This is a genomic window from Mesorhizobium sp. M0077, from assembly GCF_040322955.1.
Classification (GTDB): Bacteria; Pseudomonadota; Alphaproteobacteria; order Rhizobiales; family Rhizobiaceae; genus Mesorhizobium.
Genome location: NZ_JAMYUL010000003.1, coordinates 249,922 through 267,463 on the forward strand (window position 1 = coordinate 249,922; position 17,542 = coordinate 267,463).

Below are 17,542 nucleotides of genomic sequence, written 5' to 3' on the forward strand. Positions count from 1 at the left end.
AGAACAAAAAGGGGAACCTGCCATGGTCATAGAAAACGCCGTCAGCGCCGAAGAGATCAAGGTCGATGCCAAGAAGATGCACATCTCGACCACCGATGTCGCAATCGACATCATCGGCATGCACAAATGGTATGGCGAGTTCCATGTGCTGAAGGACATCAACCTCAAAGTGATGCGCGGCGAGCGCATCGTCATCTGCGGTCCTTCGGGCTCGGGCAAATCGACCATGATCCGCTGCATCAACCGGCTGGAAGAGCACCAGAAGGGCAAGATCATCGTCGACGGCAAGGAACTCACCAACGATCTCAAGAAGATCGACGAGGTGCGCCGCGAGGTCGGCATGGTGTTCCAGCACTTCAACCTGTTCCCGCATCTGACCATCCTGGAGAACTGCACGCTGGCGCCGATCTGGGTGCGCAAGACGCCGAAGAAGCAGGCCGAGGAAATCGCCATGCACTTCCTCAAGCGCGTCAAGATCCCCGAACAGGCCAACAAATATCCGGGCCAGCTGTCGGGCGGCCAGCAGCAGCGCGTGGCGATAGCGCGTTCGCTGTGCATGAACCCGCGCATCATGCTGTTCGATGAGCCGACCTCGGCGCTCGATCCCGAAATGATCAAGGAAGTGCTGGAGACGATGGTGGGCCTGGCCGAGGAAGGCATGACCATGCTGTGCGTCACTCACGAAATGGGCTTTGCCCGCAAAGTCGCCAACCGGGTGATCTTCATGGATCAGGGCCAGATCGTCGAACAGAACACGCCGGCCGAGTTCTTCGACCATCCGCGCCACGAGCGCACGAAGCTGTTTCTGTCGCAGATCCTGCACTGAGCATTTTCATGCGAAGCAAAAGAGCCCTGCCGTAATGCGGCCGGGCTCTTTTGCTATCTGGGGTCGGGGTTGATCTTCTCCATTGAAACACAAAGCCGCCGCCGCATGAGAAAAGCCCTGCGTTTCGTGGCCATGCTGATTATCGTGGTCGCGCTCGCTGCCACGCTCGGCACGCTGGTGCCGCGTCCGCTGTGGCCGGCGTCAGCGGCGGGTGAGGGCACGCGCCATATTCTGGTGCTGGAGAATCCGATCCACACCGACATCGCCATTCCCGTCGATGACGAGGTGCGCCGGCGCTTCCATTTCCTGGTCGCTGCCGGCATCCCTGTCGACGCCCCGGAAGTGCGCTACATCGTCTTTGGCTGGGGCGGCCGGGCCTTCTATCTGGAGACGCCTCGCTGGTCGCAGCTGAAGACAGTGCCCGTCCTCAAGGCGCTGACACTGGACGCCTCGGTCATGCATGTCGATATCGCCGGGGCCATCGCCGAGCCGCACCCTGCTGTCACCGGTTTCGACATCGATGAGGAACGTTTTGCAGCGCTGCTCGACTATATCGACGCGAGTTTCCAGCAAGGGCCGAATGGTCCGATCGTCATCGAGAACGCCGCCTATTCCAGCTTCGACCGCTTCTTCGAGGCGAACGGCCATTTCAACGCGCTTGTCGGCTGCAACACCTGGACAGCCGCCGGCCTGCGCACCGCCGGCCTGCGCACCGGCTGGTGGAACCCGCTGCCGGCCTCGCTGGGCTTGTCGATGCGGTTTTATAACTAGCAGTCCTTCATCGCACCGCGACAGTGTTGGATCTTTTGAAGTCAGCGGGACAGCACTCCCCTCTGGCCTGCCGGCCATCTCCCCCGCAAGAGGGAGATCAGCCGTTTTGCCCGCGCTCCTGCTGCAACGCCGGCGATTTTGGCGAAGGCGACGGCGACATCCAATCTCCCCCCTTGCGTGGGAGATGTCCGGCAGGACAGAGGGGAGTGGGAAGGATCGCTACGTCGACGATCTAGACTGCCGAGTGTCCGCTCGCCATCCATAGAGCCAGTCGAGGTCGGCGGCGAGCTTGTCGGGCGAGCGCATGGCCAGGAACAGATTGCGGGCGATCGCCACCGGGCCGGCAGCATGCCAGGCGAGGCGGTTTACGGCCCCACGACGCGCGGCCTTGGCGACACGCGGCCGCCGAAGATTTTCCCAGATTCGAAAACTTCTGGGCAGATCGCCAGGGAAATCGGCGATAGCGTCGGCAAGCGTGATGGCATCCTCGATCGCCATTGCCGCGCCCTGCGCGGCAAACGGCGTCATCGCGTGCGCGGCGTCGCCGATCAGCGCGACGCCCTGCGGGCTCGTCCACCGCTTCTGTTCGACGGTGTGGATCGGAAAGGCCGTCCATGGGCCGGCCAGTGCCACAAGCTTCGTCAGGCCCGGCGCGGTGCCGCGCAGGGCAGCCGTGAGGATCGCGGGATCGGCATGGCCCGACCAACCTTCGGCCATGCGCTCACCCTTGGTGAAGGCGGCGAGATTGAAGGCCTGGCCTTTGCTGACGGGGTAGGCGACCATGTGGAAGCCAGGATGCAGGAACGTGGTGACGCAGTCGGCGGCGCCGATCGCGGCAAAGGCTTCTCCGGCCGCACCGTCGGCTGCGATTGTAGCCCGCCAGGCGAGTTCGCCCGAAAAACGGCTTTTGACGAAGTCCTCGCCTGCGAGTTGCGCCCGGACCGCCGACCAGACGCCGTCGGCGCCGACCAGCAGTTTGCCGCGTGCCTCGATCTCGCGGCCGTCCACTTCGGCGGTCACGGCGACATATTGCGCGTCTTTGACGATGCCGGTCACGCGGGCGCCGGTGATGAGCTCAATCTCTGGCCGTTCGGCCATTTGCCCCAGCAGCGCTGCCTGCAGATCTGCGCGATGGGCGACAAGATAGGGCGACTGCCAGCGCGCTTCGGCGGCGTGCCCGAGCGGTACCCGCGCCAGTTCGCGCAGCGTCCCGGCGTCCTTGAGCACGACCGCTTCCGGCCGCAACGCTGCGGGCAGCAGTCGGTCGAGCACGCCGAGTTTTCCAAGAATGCGTGTTGCGTTGGGCGAAAGCTGGATGCCGGCGCCGGCCGCTTCGAGGTGCTGTGCCTGTTCGATAAGCTTTACCGGATAACCCCGTCCAGCGAAGGCAAGGGCAGCGGTCAGCCCGGCGATGCCGGCCCCGGCGATTATGACCTGCCGGGACCTGATGTCTTCCATCGGGCTTGTCGCGGAAGGATCAGGCGGCCTGGTCGATATAAAGGCAACCAGCCGGCAGCGTTTCCGTCGCCCTCAGCTTCGCCGAATAGCGGTAGAGCGTCGAGCAATACGGGCAGACCTTTTCATTGTCGTCGCCCATGTCGAGGAACACATGTGGGTGGTCGAAGGGCGGGTTGGCGCCGGTGCACATGAATTCCTTGACGCCGATGTCGATTGCCGGATGGCCCGCATCGTTCTGGAAATGGGGAATGGAACCGCCTGCCATCGTCGTCTCCTTGATCTCGTCGAAAAGCATCTGGAACATAACAGGCCTGTTTGCAAGATCGATGAAATGAAACTGTCGCAAAAGCCTGTCAGAGGATACGGTGAGCCGGTTAAGTGCATGTCCCTGAAATCGGAATGGTTTTCGCCGAAGGGCCATGCGTCACAAAAGCGTGTTAGAGGCATGGCACGTCCAGCGGCGCTCCAAGGGACGGTTGGCGGGGAAGAGCAGGAACCATGAACGAACTGAAGCCGGTGCAGAGCGAATTCATCAATGTCGAGGTGGCGAGCCCCGAGGGCGGCAACCCCGATCGGTTCGTCAACCGTGAGTTCTCCTGGCTGCAGTTCAACCGGCGTGTGCTCGAGGAATCACAGAACGAGCACCATCCGCTGCTCGAACGCGTCCGTTTCCTGTCGATTTCGGCCGCCAATCTCGATGAATTCTTCATGGTCCGCGTCGCCGGCCTTGCGGGCCAGGTGCGCGAAGGCATTGCGCTCAAGAGCCCCGACGGCCGCACGCCGGAGCAGCAGCTGGAACAATTGCTGCGCGAGGTCGAGCGGCTGCAGGAGGACCAGCAGAACAGCCTTTCGGCGCTGATGTTGCTGCTCAACAAGGAAGGCATTGAGAGCATCACCCGCGATGCACTGACCAAGGATGAAAAAGTCTGGCTGGAAGACCATTTCCAGGACCAGGTTTTCCCGGTGCTGACTCCACTGTCGATCGACCCGGCGCATCCGTTTCCGTTCATTCCCAATCTCGGCTTCTCGATGGCGCTGCAATTGCGCCATCGCAAGAATGGCGAGGAGATGAGCGCGCTTCTGCGCCTGCCGGTGGCGCTGAAGCGCTTCATCCGTCTGCCCGACCGCAAGCAGCACGTTCGCTTCATTCCGTTGGAGGAGGCTGTCGGCCTCTATATCGGCAAGCTGTTCCCCGGCTATGAGGTCAAGGGTTCAGGCACCTTCCGCATCATCCGGGACAGCGATATCGAGGTCGAGGAGGAGTCGGAAGATCTCGTGCGCCTGTTCGAGACGGCGCTGAAGCGGCGCCGCCGCGGTTCGGTCATCCGCATCGAATTCGACAAGTCGATGCCCGGCGAGTTGCGCGAGTTCGTCGCCGGCGAGCTTGGCGTCTCTTCGAGCCGCATCAGCGTTCTGACCGGCCCGCTGGCGCTCAGCCAGATTTCCGAGATCGTCGCCGTGCCGCGCGACGACCTGAAGTTCACCCCCTACAATCCGCGCTTTCCCGAGCGCATCCGCGAGCATGGCGGCGATTGTTTCGCGGCCATCCGCGAGAAGGACATCGTCGTCCACCACCCCTATGAATCCTTCGACGTGGTGGTCCAGTTCCTGCGCCAGGCAATGGCCGACCCGGAGGTGGTGGCAATCAAGCAGACGCTCTACCGCACCTCCAACGACAGCCCGATCGTGCGCGCCTTGGTCGACGCGGCCGAGGCCGGCAAGTCGGTGACCGCCCTGGTCGAGCTCAAGGCGCGCTTCGACGAGGAAGCCAACATCCGCTGGGCGCGCGACCTCGAACGCGCCGGCGTCCAGGTCGTGTTCGGCTTCCTCGAACTGAAAACCCATGCGAAAATGTCGCTCGTGGTGCGGCGTGAGGACGGCAAGCTGCGCAACTATGTACATCTCGGCACCGGCAACTACCATCCGGTGACCGCGCGCATCTACACCGACCTGTCCTTCTTCACCACCGATCCGACGATCGCGCGCGATGTCGCCCAGCTGTTCAACTTCATCACCGGCTACGCCGAGCCGACCGATGAGATGCGGATCGCCATCTCGCCGTTTACGCTGCGCAGCCGTATCCTCAAGCACATTGCCGACGAGGTCGCCTACGCGCTGGCTGGCCGTCCGGCGCGCATCTGGATGAAGATGAACGCGCTCGTCGATCCCAACATCATCGACGCGCTCTATGACGCCAGCCGTGCCGGCGTCGAGATCGATCTCGTCGTGCGGGGCATCTGCTGCCTGCGGCCGCAGGTGCCCGGCCTGTCGGAAAACATCAGGGTCAAGTCGATCGTCGGCCGCTTCCTCGAACACAGCCGCATCTACTGCTTCGGCAACGGCCATGGCCTGCCGTCGGACGAGGCGATCGTCTACATCGCCTCGGCCGACTTGATGCCACGCAATCTCGACCGCCGCGTCGAGACTATGGTGCCGATCACTAATCCGACGGTGCATGAACAGATCCTTGGCCAGATCATGCTGGGCAACATCATGGACAACCAGCAAAGTTTCGACGTATTGGCTGACGGAACCTCCCGGCGCGTCGTGCTGGAGGAGGGTGAGGAACCGTTCAACGCGCAGGAATATTTCATGACCAATCCGAGCCTGTCGGGACGGGGTGACGCGCTGAAGTCGCATGCGCCCAAGCGCATCGCGCAGTTCAAGCGTCGCAAGAAGAACACCGGCTGATGATTTCAACGTCCCAAGGCCGGCTGCAGGATCGCCGGCCGCTGTCCATCATCGACATCGGCTCGAACTCGATCCGCCTTGTCGTCTATGAAGGGCTGGCGCGCTCGCCTACCTTGCTGTTTAACGAAAAGATGCTGGCCGGTCTCGGCCGCGGCATCGTTTCGACCGGCAAGCTCGATCCCGAGGCGGTGACGCGCTCGATGGAGGAGTTCCGCCGTTTCCGCGCGCTCTCCGACCAGGCGGGTGCGGAGCACATGTTTGTGCTGGCAACGGCCGCGGCCCGCGAAGCGATCAACGGACCCGACTTCATCCACCGCGCCCAGGATGTGCTCAAGACCGAGATCCGCGTGCTCACTGGCCGGCAGGAGGCGCATTATTCAGCGCTTGGCGTCATTTCGGGCTTCCACCCCGCCAATGGCATTGCCGGCGATCTTGGCGGCGGCAGCCTGGAGCTTATCGACATCAATGGCGAGGCGATCGGCGACGGCATCACGCTGCCGCTGGGTGGCCTGCGGCTGCAGGACATGGCCAGGAATTCGCTCGCCCAGGCGGCAAAGATCACCCGCGACGAACTGGCGCGCGCCAAATTGTTGAAGGGCGGGCTGGGACGGCCCTTTTACGCCGTTGGCGGCACCTGGCGAAACCTTGCCCGGCTGCACATGGAAATGACCAACTACCCGCTTGGCGTCATGCACCACTATGAGATCGGTGTCGAAAGCGCCGCCAATTTCCTGAAGCAGGTGGCGAAAGGCGAGATCGAGAAGGTCAAGGGCATCGAAGGTGTGTCGAAGAACCGCCGTTCGCTGCTGCCCTATGGCGCGGTCGTGCTGCAGGAGATCATGGCGGCGATGCAGCCGTCGAAGATCATCGTCTCGGCATTGGGCGTGCGCGAAGGGTTTCTCTATTCGCTGCTCGACCCTGCCGAGCAGAAGGCCGATCCGCTGGTCTCCGCTTCGGAGGAACTGGCGCGGCTGCGGTCGCGCTCGGTCACCCATGCGCATGAGCTTGTCGAATGGACGGACAAGACCTTTGCCGCCTTCGGCATCGACGAGACGGAGGATGAGGCGCGCTACCGCCACGCTGCCTGTCTGCTGGCCGATATAGGCTGGCGCGCGCACCCGGAATATCGCGGCAAGCAGTCGCTCAACATCATTGCCCACGCCTCCTTCATTGGCGTCGATCACCCCGGCCGTGCCTTCCTGGCGCTGGTCGGCCTGTTCCGCCACGAAGGCGTGTTCAACGATGCGGCGCCGGAAATCCGCGGCCTGGCGACGCCGCGCTATCTCGAGCGCGCCCGCATCCTGGCGGCGGTGCTGCGCGTCGTCTATCTGCTGACTGCGGCCATGCCCGGCGTCATGCCGCGGCTGAAATGGGAAAACCGCGGCAATGGCACGTTGGCGCTGGTGCTGCCGGCCTCACTTTCCGATCTTTACGGCGAACGCCCGGCCGGACGGCTGGCGCAACTGGCGCGGATCACCAACCGCCGGCTGGTGCTGGCGGTCGAGGGTGGGCAGAGCGTGTCGGTGAAGTAGGCGCGGCCTGACAGCAAAACCATGTCGTCGTCGGCCTCGCGTTCGAGGACCGGCTTCCTCAATCCGTCGCTGCTTCGCACCGCCACCTTCCCCCTCCGGAGGGAAAGGAAGGGAGCCTCGTTGGAAAGCGTTGGCGGCAATAGGCTCGCGCACTTCCTCTACCCCGTCGATCGGGGGAGAGGTGGCTCGACGAAGCCGAGACGGAGTGGGGGTCGACCTGGCACGGATGGTTCAACCGGGACGATATTTGACGATATCAGACCGCGGCGCGGCGCCCGTCGATCGACCAGGCCCCGGCGCCGGCCATGGCTAGCGCCAGGAATCCACCGGCGATGGCAATATCCTTCATCAGCATCTGCTGGTGCAGGAAGGTGAGCATCGGGTCATCGCCGCCCTGGCCGTAGTGGCCGATGGAGCCTGCAACGATGCAGAAAGCGGCAAGAAGTATCGCAACGACCGGCGTCTGAAAGCCGACCAGTATCAAGAGACCGGCAATCAACTCGAACAGCCCGGTGCCCCAGGCGGCAAGCGTCGGCAATGGCATGCCGAGGCCGGCGAAATAGCCGGTCGTCCCGGCAATGTCGGCGAGCGCGTGGTAGCCGGAGGGAACGAGCAGGACGGCGAGCAGCAGCCGGGAAATCAGAAGCAATGCATCGCGGGGCATGGTCATCTCCGATGTCTGTCCGCCGGCTGTTTCGAGACCGATCCTAGCAGGGAGGGGTCGAGCGTGCGCTTGGGCAGACAACGAAAAAGCGGCGTGGAAAATTCCACGCCGCTTTTTTCAGGCTTGGGAAGGGAAAGCTCAGCCGCGCTTGGCGTCGATCGAGTAGGTGCCAGGGCCTGAGGAAGCCAGCAGCAGGAAGCCGCCGGTGATGGCGACGTTCTTCAGGAAATGGATCATCTGGTTCTGGTCGGCCCAGCCGGTATGGGCGACAAAGGCCGAGGCGATGGTGAAGACCGCGAGCACCCAGGCGGCGATGCGGGTCTGAAAGCCAACGAGCACGGCAAGGCCGCCGAGCAATTCGATCAGGCCGACGACAATGGCCGTTACGGTCGGCACCGGCAGGCCCATGGCGCCGAAATAGCCGGCGGTGCCGGAAATGGCGGTGAGCTTGCCGAAGCCGGAAAGCAGGAAGATGGCGGCGAGCAGGATGCGGCCGAGCAGGATGGTGGTGGAGCTGTTGGACGCGATGCCGGCGCCGGCAGCGGAAGTGTTGATGGACATGGTGGCTCTCCGAAAAGGGTTGATGTCCCGTCAGATAGACCAAGCCGACTGTTCACCAAAGCCGCCAGTCCGGCGACACATTGTTCACAGGACGTACATTTCGGGATCGTTCGACCGACGCAAAATTCTTGTCGCGGCCAGCAGCGGCGGGAGCAAATTGTCCCGCCACAAAATTCGGATTTCTAGTTGACGCAATCCCCAAGAAGAGGGCTGCGCGCTTCCCGAGGAAACGCAAGGCACTTTCCCTGGAATCGCTTAACCCGGATGCGTCATGTCCTCCGGCCGCACCAGCCGGTCGTAGTCTGCCTCGCTGACCAGCCCAGTGGCCAGTGCTTCCTCGCGCAAGGTGGTGCCCTTCTTGTGCGCGGTCTTGGCGATCTTGGCGGCATTGTCGTACCCGATCGTCGGCGCCAGCGCGGTCACCAGCATCAGCGAGCGGTCGAGCGCGGCTTTGATGTTGTCTTCGCGAGCCTCGATGCCGACGACGCAATTGTCGGTGAAGGAGATCGAGGCGTCGGCCAACAACTGCACCGACTGCAGGAAGTTGTAGGCCATCAGCGGGTTGTAGACGTTGAGCTCGAAATGGCCCTGGCTGCCGGCGAAGGTCAGCGAGGCGTTGTTGCCGAACACCTGCACGCAGACCTGCGTCAGAGCCTCGCATTGGGTCGGGTTGACCTTGCCCGGCATGATCGAGGAACCCGGCTCGTTTTCCGGCAGCGACAGTTCGCCGAGGCCCGAGCGCGGGCCGGAGCCGAGGAAGCGGATGTCGTTGGCGATCTTGAAGAGGGCGGCGGCCGCCGCGTTGATGGCGCCATGCGAGAACACCATGGAATCATGCGCGGCGAGCGCCTCGAACTTGTTCGGCGCGGTGACGAAGGCGATGCCGGTGATTTCGGCGATGCGCGCCGCCACCGTTTCGGCAAAGCCCACCGGCGCGTTGAGGCCGGTGCCGACGGCGGTGCCGCCCTGCGCCAGTTCCTGCAGGCCGGGCAGCGTCATCTCGATGCGCTTGATCGAAGAGGCCACCTGCGCGGCGTAGCCGGAAAATTCCTGGCCCAGCGTGAGGGGTGTCGCGTCCTGCGTATGGGTGCGGCCGATCTTGATGATGTGGGCGAAGGCCTTCGTCTTGACCTCGAGCGCCGCGTGGAGATGCTTCAGCGCCGGCAGCAGATCGTGCACGATGCGCTCGGCGCACGCGATGTGCATGGCTGTCGGGTAGGTGTCGTTCGACGACTGGCTCATATTGACGTGGTCGTTAGGGTGCACCGGCTTCTTCGAGCCCATGACGCCGCCCAGAAGTTCGATCGCCCGGTTGGAGATCACCTCGTTGGCGTTCATGTTGGACTGCGTGCCCGAGCCGGTCTGCCAGACGACCAGCGGGAAATGATCGTTCAGCTTGCCGTCGATCACCTCTTGCGCCGCCTCGATGATCGCCTTGCCGACTGCCGGATCGAGCCGCTTCAACTCCATATTGGCTTCCGCCGCCGCTCGCTTGACGATGCCGAGCGCACGCACGATCGAGGCCGGCTGCTTTTCCCAGCCTATCCTGAAATTGCCGAGGGAACGCTGCGCCTGCGCGCCCCAGTAACGGTCGGCGGCAACCTCGATGGGGCCGAACGTGTCGGTTTCGGTTCTGGTCCTGGCAGCGGTCACTTGTCTCTCCGACGATCGAATTCGGCAACGGCGTATCGCGTTGCACAATGGCCTTCAAGCAGAGATTGCGGCCGGCAGGCAGTAAATCGGTTGAAGCGGTAGCGCCGGCCTTCGGGATCCTGCACCCTCCACTTTCGTGTGAAGGAAATTGCTCCTCAGTGCGGCTTGATCCCATAAAGTGGACGGAAACTTGCGGATTTAGCTCGATGAGATCATGTCGAGCTGGCGGATTGCTCTACGCAAACTTCCGCCAGGATCAGCAATGCGCAATTCACGTCTACCTACGAGCGACTCTGCCACACAAACTACCATCCGTGCCGGCGTCTCACTGGCAACAGCAGCGATGAGGTAGCTTATGCACTTGTCCTTCTGTTCAGTTTCCGTCCAAAATCCGGCATCGCATCCGGATCGAGCTTCGGATCGCGAAGCCGAGAATTTCAAGTCCACCCTGGGAGCGCCTCCACATGGCCTCGGAGTTTTCCAAGATGCATGGCGGCAAGGTCGAAGCCGTCTCGACGTCGCAAGTGACGCTCTTTGTCCTCCGTATTTTGCTGAAAGCGCGCCTGATCGCGGACCGTCAGCTCGGAACCTTTTTCCTCCAACGGCGCAGCTTTGTCCTGAGATAGGATCTATAGCCGAACGGAAGTGTTCGCCGTCCGGAAGGCGTGCTTGTCCGCGCCTCCAGACGCTGGCGCACGACGCTCATCAGTCTGCTGAACGCGGGTGTTTCCAATGATTGCACCCGTTTGACGAGATTGTCGGGCAATGGCTTTGAGCGCCAGTCGAAATAAGCCTCGTAGTCTTGCGGCGTTGCGATCAGGTGCTGGAGATAGGCTGCAAGATCGCTGGCGCTGGCGAAGGCACTGGCGTCAATAAAGGAGTGCTCCGGAACGAACTCGTCCACATTGGGAGCGCCAAGGTAGATCGGCACCGTGCCCGCCATGAACGCGTCATAGATTTTCTCGGTGACATAGTCGGCCTCGATCGAGTTCTCCATGGCCAGGCAGAATTTGTGCCGCGCAATGGTTTCGATCTTGGTCTTCGAGCCCAGATCGGGGCCAGAGACCGATCGGTTGTTGCGATATCGGCCATAAGAATCGATCTTGATGTGGCGCGCCAGTTCGTTCGCCAAATCGACACGGCCGCTATAATTCAGGCCGGCCGACTGGAAGAGTGCGACCGGCGCTTCTTCCGTTTTCGGCACGATTGGTCTGGCCAGCGCATCTTTCCACCACACCGCACGCGGAAGGTAGGGTACCCAGACATCGGACCGGGATTCATGCGTCATGATGATATCGAAGTGCCGCATGATTTTGGGGTCGGCAAGTCGCTTGTAGTTTTGGCCGCATTCCATCGACCAGGCGACCCAATATTGACCAGGGTATTTGTAGGCATCGCCAACTTCGCGAAAGTTCGGAATATGGAAGACCACTGCCGCGGCCTCGGAAATCCGTCGTTTGTCCAGTGTCCACCGCCCGGGCATTTCGCACTGTATCGACGCGATATCGACGGGTTTGCTGAAGAACGTTGTGTAGAAGAGGATCAGTGGATCGATAGACGGCATGGCACCACGAATGTCTGAAGCATTGCTCAATCTGCAGACAGACGCGGTATCGGAAGTTTGGTCAAGTGCTCCGCTTGTTCGAGGCAGAGGGCCGTCCAAACGGTCACCCCGCCGTATACCCGCCATCGATCGCGAAAATGCCGCCGCTGGTCCACGCCGCCTCGTCGCTGGCCAGATAGACGGCGATGCCGGCAAGATCGCTGGTCTGGCCGATGCGGCCGAGCGGGTAGCTGCGCTCGACATAGGTTTTCAGCTCGGCCTGCGCTGCCGCCGGCAGGTTGTCGATCGACTTGCGCCGCATGGCGGTGTCGACCGTGCCGGGCGCAATCGCATTGACCCTGATGCCGCGCGGACCAAGCTCGAAGGCCAGCGACTTGGTCAGCGAATTCAGCGCGCCCTTGGACAAGGAATACAGGCTCGACGGCCGCTTCGGGATCATCTTGTCGGCGAAGTAGGACGAGATGTTGATGACGGAGGTGTTGGCGCCGAGATGCGGCAGCAGCCGCTGGGTAAGGAAGAACGCCGCCGTCACATTGAGCGCGAAGGATTGCTGGAATTGGTGCTCGGTGACGGTCTCGAAAGGCACCAGATAAGCGACGCCGGCATTGTTGACGAGGATGTCGAGTGGGCCGGTTGCTTTCGCGCGATCGACCACGGCATCGATGCCGGAAGAGGTCGAGAGATCGGCCGACTGGGTGCCGACGTTGCCCGCCGCCGCAAGTGTCTCGCGGGCGGTCTCGAGCTTGCTGGTGTCGCGGCCGATGATCAGCACGTCGGCGCCCTCGCGCAAGAAAGCTTCCGATATGGCCAGGCCGATGCCGTCCGAGCCGCCGGTCACCAGTGCTCGCTTGCCAGAAAGTCTCATTGAAGGCCAAGTCGCATCGAATGCTCTCGCTGTTGCCCGCGTCACGAAGCAATGCCGATCGGCGAGGGCGGTCAAGCCGCCGGCCTATCGCTCAGTATGAACTTCGGTTGGCCGCGTGCCGATCCGGTTACCGCAGCAGCGACTGCGACGTCGGCGTCAGGCGCAAGGTTTCGGTCCGCCACGTCACATCGGCCGCTTGCCATTGGGGCGAAGCGGCAACTGCGGCTTCGTAACTGGCATGCGCCTCGGGACTGTCGAAACCCGTCACCGCGATAAAGACGTTTTCGCTCAAGCGCACCGGCAGGCGGGGAAAGCTGTTTTCGGCGTGCTCGGTGATGAAGGCGCCAAGCAACCGTCCGCCGGCGCCGATAAGGACCGGAACGGCGTCCGTTTCGAAATTGCCGGCGAAATCGGCTTCGGCGCCAGACCGCAGATGATGAATCTGGATGACAACAACACCGGTCAAGCGGTTGTCTGCGCTCAACTTTCCATCCGCCGGCATGGCGCCTCGCTGCGAGCCTGACAGATCGAAGCCGGCGCCTGGCGATGCCGGCTTCAAGAGCAGTACATCGTCGGAATCGATCATCGTCGCATTGGCGGCGTCGCGGTGCGCCGTCCACACCGGCCCGTCATAGAAGGCGGTGAGCGCCTGCTTCCGCGCTTCCATGCCATCGAAGCCGCGCAGCCAGACGAACATGTCGGGGCGGTCGAGGTCGCGGAACTGTCCGATGATGGTCATGCCGGCGTGTTCCTGGCCTTCGATGAACCGACTGTCGAAGATGTCGATCAGCGTCTCGCGCCGGCCCGGCTTCAGCGTGTACTGCCGCAACTCGACGACAGGCGAAGCGAGCAGTTTTGCCGCCGCAGGCGCATTCAGGGGTACGGTCATTGTGTCGTCTCCAAAAAACAGGATGATCATCCGGTTTATAAAACAGACCGGTTGTCCTGTTTTGTCAATCTGCTATCGTTGGCAAATGTCAGCAGAGATTGCTCGGGCTCCGAAAGGGCCGCCGCGAAAACGCACCAACGATCCCGAAGGGCTGCGCAACAAGGTGCTCGATATCGCCGAAGCGTCGTTCCAGGCGCGTGGCTATCATGCATCCGCCCTTGGCGAGCTGATGACGACCGCAGGCGTCAGCGGCGGCGCGCTGCATCATCATTTCCCGACGAAGAAGGCGCTCGCTCTGGCGGTGATCGAGGAGCGCGTGGCAGCGGCCCTCGATCAAACCTGGATCAACCCTGTACGGGCGGCAGGCTCGGCGCGCGAAGGCGTGCGCGCGGTGTTCGAGGCGGTGGCGACCGAGCTTGAGCAGCAAGGCTTCGTGCGCGGCTGTCCGCTCAACAATCTGGCGCATGAACTGTCGCTCGCTGACCCGGATTTCCGCGCCGCTCTGGACGATATCTTTGCCGGATGGCGTCAGGCGGTTGCCGACAAGGTGCGAGCCGACCAGCAGTCGGGGAGGGAGCAGGGCACCGACCCCGAGCGCTTTGCGGCACTCGCCATCGCCGCCTATTCCGGCGCCATGTCGATGGCCAAGGCGGCACAGGATGCCAGCGTGCTGCGCGATTGCCTGGCCGAACTTCAGGGCAGCTCAACGCCGCCATTCCCGAGCAGAGCGAAGCGGCGTCGCAGGATCCTGCTGCGGCCGGGAAAACCTTGAGGCCGGAACTGCGCTGTTCTAGTTGGAAAGCGGCTTGATCGTCTCGTAACCGTTCACCGCTTCCGCGCTGGTCCCTTCGTCGTAGCGCCGGGCGAGAGACGCTTGCAGATCGGGAGCATAAAGCGCGGTGAATGTGTCCAGCGTCTCGCCGGCGCCGTTCTTGAAGGTCTCCGTGACGGCCAGCACGTTGTATTTGCAGCCGCCGACGCTGAACGTCTCCTTGCCCTTGACGACCAGGCTCAGTGTCTTGGTGCTCTTCGGCTGCTTGTTCGGCGACAACTCGACGAATTCGATCGTGCTCTTGGCTCCCGTCTTCAGCGGAAACAGTTTTCGCAGATCGGAAAACGGGATCGTCGCCACCCGTCCGGTATCGCTGTCGCGAAACACTTCGACCAGGCCGGCAAACAGGAACTGTGTCTGCGGCGATTGCGATTCGTAGGTGTTGGCAACGGAGACCATGCCGCCGGCCACCGGCCGAAACTCGCTGCGGACGCCGGGCATTTCCAGAACGAAGCCGGCCTTGGCCGATTTTGCGTCGACACAATCGGCGGCATGCACCGCAGCCGCCGGCAGCAACCCAGCCAGCACCACGCCTATCGAAACGGCTCTCATGAAATCCTCCCCTCTGCTTGTATTTGCTGCGCGCCAGCATGACCCAAGAAATGCCAGAGCCTCAGTGCCGTGTCGACCTGCCATTCCTGGCAACTGGACGGTGGGGCGCCGGCTGTGCTGAATTTCAGGTCATGAATCGCAAGCTCGTCCTCTCCCGTCGCAATTTCCTCGCACAGGCAGCCGGCCTTGCCATGGCTGGCATGCTGCCGCGCGCCGCGCTTGGCCAGACCGGCAAGCGCATCCAGCCCATCGACGCCACCTTTCTGTTCATCGCCGATGTCCATGCCTGCCGCATGTCGAGCGGCCTCAGCCCCAACTGCCTGGAGGAAGGCAAGACCGATGCCGCGCTGTTGCGCAATGTCGCTGTCCTCAATGGCTTGGCCGGCCGGCAATGGCCAGTCGAGATCGATGGCGTTGCAACCCGCCTGCGTTCGGCCGGCGGCCGCATCGATGCGCCGCTCGGCCTCGTTGTCGGCGGCGACATCACCGACGATGGCGGCGGCCAGATCACCGAGCCCAGCGAAGGCACGCAACTGTTGCAGTTCAGCCAGCCCTATCAACAGGGCGTCGGTCCCGATCGCGTGCACATGCCGGTCTATGTCGGCCTCGGCAATCACGATCTCGACCAGAACGGCTCGCCGCCGCACGTCAACTGGTACCGGCGCGAATTGCGCGACTATGTCGAGGTCAACCATCGCCCCGGCGTGTTCTTCAAGCCCCCGGTGCCGGCCACCGAATACGATATCGACACCGACTGCTATTCCTGGGACTGGGGCGGCCTGCATCTCGTCCAGACCCACCGGTTTGCCGGCGACACCGGCCACGGCGCGGTGAGCAGCCTGCCGTGGCTGAAGCAGGATCTGACGACCTACGCTGCGGATGGCCGTCCCGTCATCCTGTTCCAGCACTATGGCTGGGACACTTTCTCGGTCGAGCGCTGGGACCCGGCCAAGCGCACCTATGACGATGACGGCGCAGGCGCGCCGCACTGGTGGAGCGAGGCCGACCGCCAGGCGCTGCTGGCGGCGCTGAAGGGCTACAATGTCATCGCCATCTTCCATGGCCATCAGCACGAAGTGCCTATGATCTACGAAAGCGATGGCCTCGACCTGTTCAAGCCGAAGGCTGCCTATATGGGTGGCTTCGCGCTGGTGAGGGTAACCGGGGACGGCATGGACGTGGTGCTGGGCGAGGCGGCGGGCGACCGGGGCGGGGTCAAGTTCACCAGCGCCTTCAGCAAGAGCCTCAGCCTCTGACAAGAAAAAGGCGGCCTTGAGCCGCCTTCCTCATTGCCTGCAAGATCGAATCAGAGCGCCTTTTTGATCTTGTCCTTCACGTCGCCATAGACCTTCTGCACCTTGCCGGCGGTCTTGTCGGCCGTGCCTTCGGCCTGGGTCTGCCTGTTGCCGGTCGCCTTGCCGCCGGCCTCCTTGACCGAGCCCTTGACCTGCTTGGCCACGCCGGCAACCTGATCCTTGTTCACCATCTTTGCATCTCCTGGGATTCCGGGGATTCATTCGCAGGAGGCAAACGGGCCGGCTTGGCTTAGGTTCCCTGGGCGGCGATCATCGTCGCATCTGGTCGCTTATATGGTCGCCGAAACGCTTTGCCGCGTCGTATCGTGTGACTAGTGTGACGAAATTTTGGGGAGACCGCCTTGGCTGAATTTACGCTCATCATCGCCAACAAGTGCTTTTCGTCCTGGTCGCTGAGGCCATGGGTGGCGATGAAGCATCTGGAGATCCCGTTCGAGGAAGGTTTCGTGCGCCTGCGCACGCCCGAGACTTTTGCCAATCTGGCGAAAGTGTCGCCGACCGGCCTGGTGCCAGTGTTGAATCACAATGGCAGGATCGTCTGGGAAACCCTTGCCATCCTTGAATATCTGGCCGACCTGTTTCCTGAGAAAAAACTTTGGCCGCACGATATCGGCGCCCGCGCCTTGGCTCGCTCGGTGGCGACCGAGATGCATTCCGGCTTTCGCGAGGTGCGCTATGGCTGGCCGATGAATTTGCGCCGGCCGAAGGCCCACAAGCCGCTCGACGCCGAAGGCGAAATGCAGCGCGCGCGCATCGAAACGATCTGGCGCCAGTGCCGGGAAGAATACGGCAAGGGCGGCCCCTTCCTGTTCGGTCATTTCACCGCGGCCGATGCCATGTATGCACCTGTCGTCACCCGCTTCGACACATATGGCGGCGAACTGGCGCCCGACACGCGCGCCTATGTCGACGCCGTGTTGGCAACGCCGGCGATGCGGCACTGGTATGCGGAAGCGGCGAAGGAGACTTGGCCGGAACCCGGCCCGGACGAATAGGACCACCAATGACATCACGGTGAGTGACCGATGGCCGGCAATGATGGACCGCGTTAGACTACCGCGCCAACAATCTTCCACTGCCGGCTGATCCCGCCTCGGCCGGACTTCGCCTTCACCCTGACGGAGGAGGAGAGGGAGTTGATGGGCCGGCATGCCGACTATCTGCGCGGCAAGCTTGCCGAGGGCACCATGATCCTGGCCGGGCCGGTCGCCGACCCGGCCGGCCCTTGGGGTCTGCTGATCCTGCGTGTCGGCAGCGAAGCCGAGGCAAGAGCGGTCACCGACGGCGATCCGGTGTCGAACTCCGGCCGTGGTTTCCGCTACGAAATCCTGCCGCTGATCAGCGCGATCCTGTAGGCGAGCGTAAGTT

At 62.7% G+C, this 17,542-nt stretch carries 18 protein-coding genes; 8 read left to right on the forward strand and 10 right to left on the reverse strand.

The window, feature by feature from the left end:
* Nucleotides 1–22: 22 nt before the first annotated feature.
* Together NKJ57_RS08485 and NKJ57_RS08490 are read left to right on the forward strand one after the other, a co-directional pair.
* Nucleotides 23–826 carry an amino acid ABC transporter ATP-binding protein gene (locus tag NKJ57_RS08485; RefSeq protein ID WP_023671483.1) on the forward strand — a complete coding sequence of 268 codons (804 nt, stop codon included), beginning with the start codon at nucleotides 23–25 and terminating at the stop codon, nucleotides 824–826.
* Between the two features lie 105 nt (nucleotides 827–931).
* On the forward strand, nucleotides 932–1,597 hold the full coding sequence (locus tag NKJ57_RS08490) for a TIGR02117 family protein (RefSeq protein WP_352510820.1): 666 nt from the start codon (nucleotides 932–934) through the stop codon (nucleotides 1,595–1,597).
* Nucleotides 1,598–1,816: 219 nt separating this feature from the next.
* Here the strand turns inward: NKJ57_RS08490 and NKJ57_RS08495 are convergent, their stop codons facing one another.
* Nucleotides 1,817–3,055, reverse strand: a complete 1,239-nt coding sequence (locus tag NKJ57_RS08495; protein WP_352510819.1) for an FAD-dependent monooxygenase — start codon at nucleotides 3,053–3,055, stop codon at nucleotides 1,817–1,819.
* A 19-nt stretch (nucleotides 3,056–3,074) separates the two neighbouring features.
* Nucleotides 3,075–3,320: a zinc-finger domain-containing protein gene (locus tag NKJ57_RS08500; RefSeq protein WP_023705697.1), complete on the reverse strand. Its 246-nt coding sequence runs from the start codon at nucleotides 3,318–3,320 to the stop codon at nucleotides 3,075–3,077.
* 233 nt (nucleotides 3,321–3,553) lie between these two features.
* On the opposite strand from NKJ57_RS08500, the gene NKJ57_RS08505 reads away from it, so the two are divergent.
* Both NKJ57_RS08505 and ppx read left to right on the forward strand, forming a co-directional pair.
* Complete coding sequence (locus NKJ57_RS08505; protein WP_023700662.1) at nucleotides 3,554–5,746, forward strand: RNA degradosome polyphosphate kinase; 2,193 nt, start codon at nucleotides 3,554–3,556, stop codon at nucleotides 5,744–5,746.
* A complete protein-coding gene (gene ppx, locus NKJ57_RS08510) occupies nucleotides 5,746–7,278 on the forward strand; it encodes an exopolyphosphatase (protein WP_023697723.1) in 1,533 nt (510 codons plus the stop codon). Before NKJ57_RS08505 ends, ppx begins: the two co-directional genes overlap by 1 nt.
* Before the next feature lie 256 nt (nucleotides 7,279–7,534).
* Here the strand turns inward: ppx and NKJ57_RS08515 are convergent, their stop codons facing one another.
* The 6 genes from NKJ57_RS08515 to NKJ57_RS08540 all read right to left on the reverse strand — a co-directional run bounded on the left by NKJ57_RS08515 (nucleotide 7,535) and on the right by NKJ57_RS08540 (nucleotide 13,474).
* Complete coding sequence (locus NKJ57_RS08515) at nucleotides 7,535–7,942, reverse strand: DoxX family protein (RefSeq protein ID WP_023734272.1); 408 nt, start codon at nucleotides 7,940–7,942, stop codon at nucleotides 7,535–7,537.
* Between the two features lie 138 nt (nucleotides 7,943–8,080).
* Nucleotides 8,081–8,503: a DoxX family protein gene (locus NKJ57_RS08520; RefSeq protein ID WP_023697721.1), complete on the reverse strand. Its 423-nt coding sequence runs from the start codon at nucleotides 8,501–8,503 to the stop codon at nucleotides 8,081–8,083.
* A 255-nt stretch (nucleotides 8,504–8,758) separates the two neighbouring features.
* Nucleotides 8,759–10,156 carry a class II fumarate hydratase gene (gene fumC / locus NKJ57_RS08525; RefSeq protein ID WP_023697720.1) on the reverse strand — a complete coding sequence of 466 codons (1,398 nt, stop codon included), beginning with the start codon at nucleotides 10,154–10,156 and terminating at the stop codon, nucleotides 8,759–8,761.
* Nucleotides 10,157–10,733: 577 nt separating this feature from the next.
* Nucleotides 10,734–11,720 carry a glycosyltransferase family 10 domain-containing protein gene (locus tag NKJ57_RS08530; protein WP_023697719.1) on the reverse strand — a complete coding sequence of 329 codons (987 nt, stop codon included), beginning with the start codon at nucleotides 11,718–11,720 and terminating at the stop codon, nucleotides 10,734–10,736.
* A gap of 103 nt (nucleotides 11,721–11,823) precedes the next feature.
* A complete protein-coding gene (locus tag NKJ57_RS08535) occupies nucleotides 11,824–12,585 on the reverse strand; it encodes an SDR family NAD(P)-dependent oxidoreductase (protein ID WP_027049688.1) in 762 nt (253 codons plus the stop codon).
* A gap of 127 nt (nucleotides 12,586–12,712) precedes the next feature.
* Nucleotides 12,713–13,474 carry an NIPSNAP family protein gene (locus tag NKJ57_RS08540; protein WP_031194063.1) on the reverse strand — a complete coding sequence of 254 codons (762 nt, stop codon included), beginning with the start codon at nucleotides 13,472–13,474 and terminating at the stop codon, nucleotides 12,713–12,715.
* 85 nt (nucleotides 13,475–13,559) lie between these two features.
* On the opposite strand from NKJ57_RS08540, the gene NKJ57_RS08545 reads away from it, so the two are divergent.
* Nucleotides 13,560–14,246 (forward strand): TetR/AcrR family transcriptional regulator, encoded by a 687-nt coding sequence (locus NKJ57_RS08545; protein WP_352510818.1) that lies wholly within the window; start codon nucleotides 13,560–13,562, stop codon nucleotides 14,244–14,246.
* 18 nt (nucleotides 14,247–14,264) lie between these two features.
* Here NKJ57_RS08545 and NKJ57_RS08550 read toward each other — a convergent pair whose 3' ends face one another.
* Nucleotides 14,265–14,858 (reverse strand): hypothetical protein, encoded by a 594-nt coding sequence (locus tag NKJ57_RS08550; protein WP_352510817.1) that lies wholly within the window; start codon nucleotides 14,856–14,858, stop codon nucleotides 14,265–14,267.
* A gap of 131 nt (nucleotides 14,859–14,989) precedes the next feature.
* Between NKJ57_RS08550 and NKJ57_RS08555 the strand changes: the two genes are divergently transcribed.
* Entirely contained in the window at nucleotides 14,990–16,114 is a 1,125-nt protein-coding gene (locus tag NKJ57_RS08555) for a metallophosphoesterase (protein WP_352510816.1), read from the forward strand.
* 50 nt (nucleotides 16,115–16,164) lie between these two features.
* On the opposite strand, the gene NKJ57_RS08560 is transcribed toward NKJ57_RS08555, so the two are convergent.
* A complete protein-coding gene (locus NKJ57_RS08560) occupies nucleotides 16,165–16,344 on the reverse strand; it encodes a CsbD family protein (protein ID WP_023671498.1) in 180 nt (59 codons plus the stop codon).
* 171 nt (nucleotides 16,345–16,515) lie between these two features.
* On the opposite strand from NKJ57_RS08560, the gene NKJ57_RS08565 reads away from it, so the two are divergent.
* Both NKJ57_RS08565 and NKJ57_RS08570 read left to right on the forward strand, forming a co-directional pair.
* Complete coding sequence (locus NKJ57_RS08565) at nucleotides 16,516–17,169, forward strand: glutathione S-transferase family protein (protein WP_352510815.1); 654 nt, start codon at nucleotides 16,516–16,518, stop codon at nucleotides 17,167–17,169.
* Between the two features lie 87 nt (nucleotides 17,170–17,256).
* Entirely contained in the window at nucleotides 17,257–17,529 is a 273-nt protein-coding gene (locus NKJ57_RS08570) for a YciI family protein (protein WP_352573690.1), read from the forward strand.
* Nucleotides 17,530–17,542 lie beyond the last annotated feature (13 nt).

Coding starts and splice junctions, on each gene's coding strand:
- NKJ57_RS08485 (WP_023671483.1), top strand. CDS start 23: ATGGTCATAGAAAACGCCGTCAGCGCCGAAGAGATCAAGGTCGATGCC.
- NKJ57_RS08490 (WP_352510820.1), top strand. CDS start 932: ATGAGAAAAGCCCTGCGTTTCGTGGCCATGCTGATTATCGTGGTCGCG.
- NKJ57_RS08495 (WP_352510819.1), bottom strand. CDS start 3,055: ATGGAAGACATCAGGTCCCGGCAGGTCATAATCGCCGGGGCCGGCATC.
- NKJ57_RS08500 (WP_023705697.1), bottom strand. CDS start 3,320: ATGGCAGGCGGTTCCATTCCCCATTTCCAGAACGATGCGGGCCATCCG.
- NKJ57_RS08505 (WP_023700662.1), top strand. CDS start 3,554: ATGAACGAACTGAAGCCGGTGCAGAGCGAATTCATCAATGTCGAGGTG.
- ppx (WP_023697723.1), top strand. CDS start 5,746: ATGATTTCAACGTCCCAAGGCCGGCTGCAGGATCGCCGGCCGCTGTCC.
- NKJ57_RS08515 (WP_023734272.1), bottom strand. CDS start 7,942: ATGCCCCGCGATGCATTGCTTCTGATTTCCCGGCTGCTGCTCGCCGTC.
- NKJ57_RS08520 (WP_023697721.1), bottom strand. CDS start 8,503: ATGTCCATCAACACTTCCGCTGCCGGCGCCGGCATCGCGTCCAACAGC.
- NKJ57_RS08530 (WP_023697719.1), bottom strand. CDS start 11,720: ATGCCGTCTATCGATCCACTGATCCTCTTCTACACAACGTTCTTCAGC.
- NKJ57_RS08535 (WP_027049688.1), bottom strand. CDS start 12,585: ATGAGACTTTCTGGCAAGCGAGCACTGGTGACCGGCGGCTCGGACGGC.
- NKJ57_RS08540 (WP_031194063.1), bottom strand. CDS start 13,474: ATGACCGTACCCCTGAATGCGCCTGCGGCGGCAAAACTGCTCGCTTCG.
- NKJ57_RS08545 (WP_352510818.1), top strand. CDS start 13,560: ATGTCAGCAGAGATTGCTCGGGCTCCGAAAGGGCCGCCGCGAAAACGC.
- NKJ57_RS08550 (WP_352510817.1), bottom strand. CDS start 14,858: ATGAGAGCCGTTTCGATAGGCGTGGTGCTGGCTGGGTTGCTGCCGGCG.
- NKJ57_RS08555 (WP_352510816.1), top strand. CDS start 14,990: ATGAATCGCAAGCTCGTCCTCTCCCGTCGCAATTTCCTCGCACAGGCA.
- NKJ57_RS08560 (WP_023671498.1), bottom strand. CDS start 16,344: ATGGTGAACAAGGATCAGGTTGCCGGCGTGGCCAAGCAGGTCAAGGGC.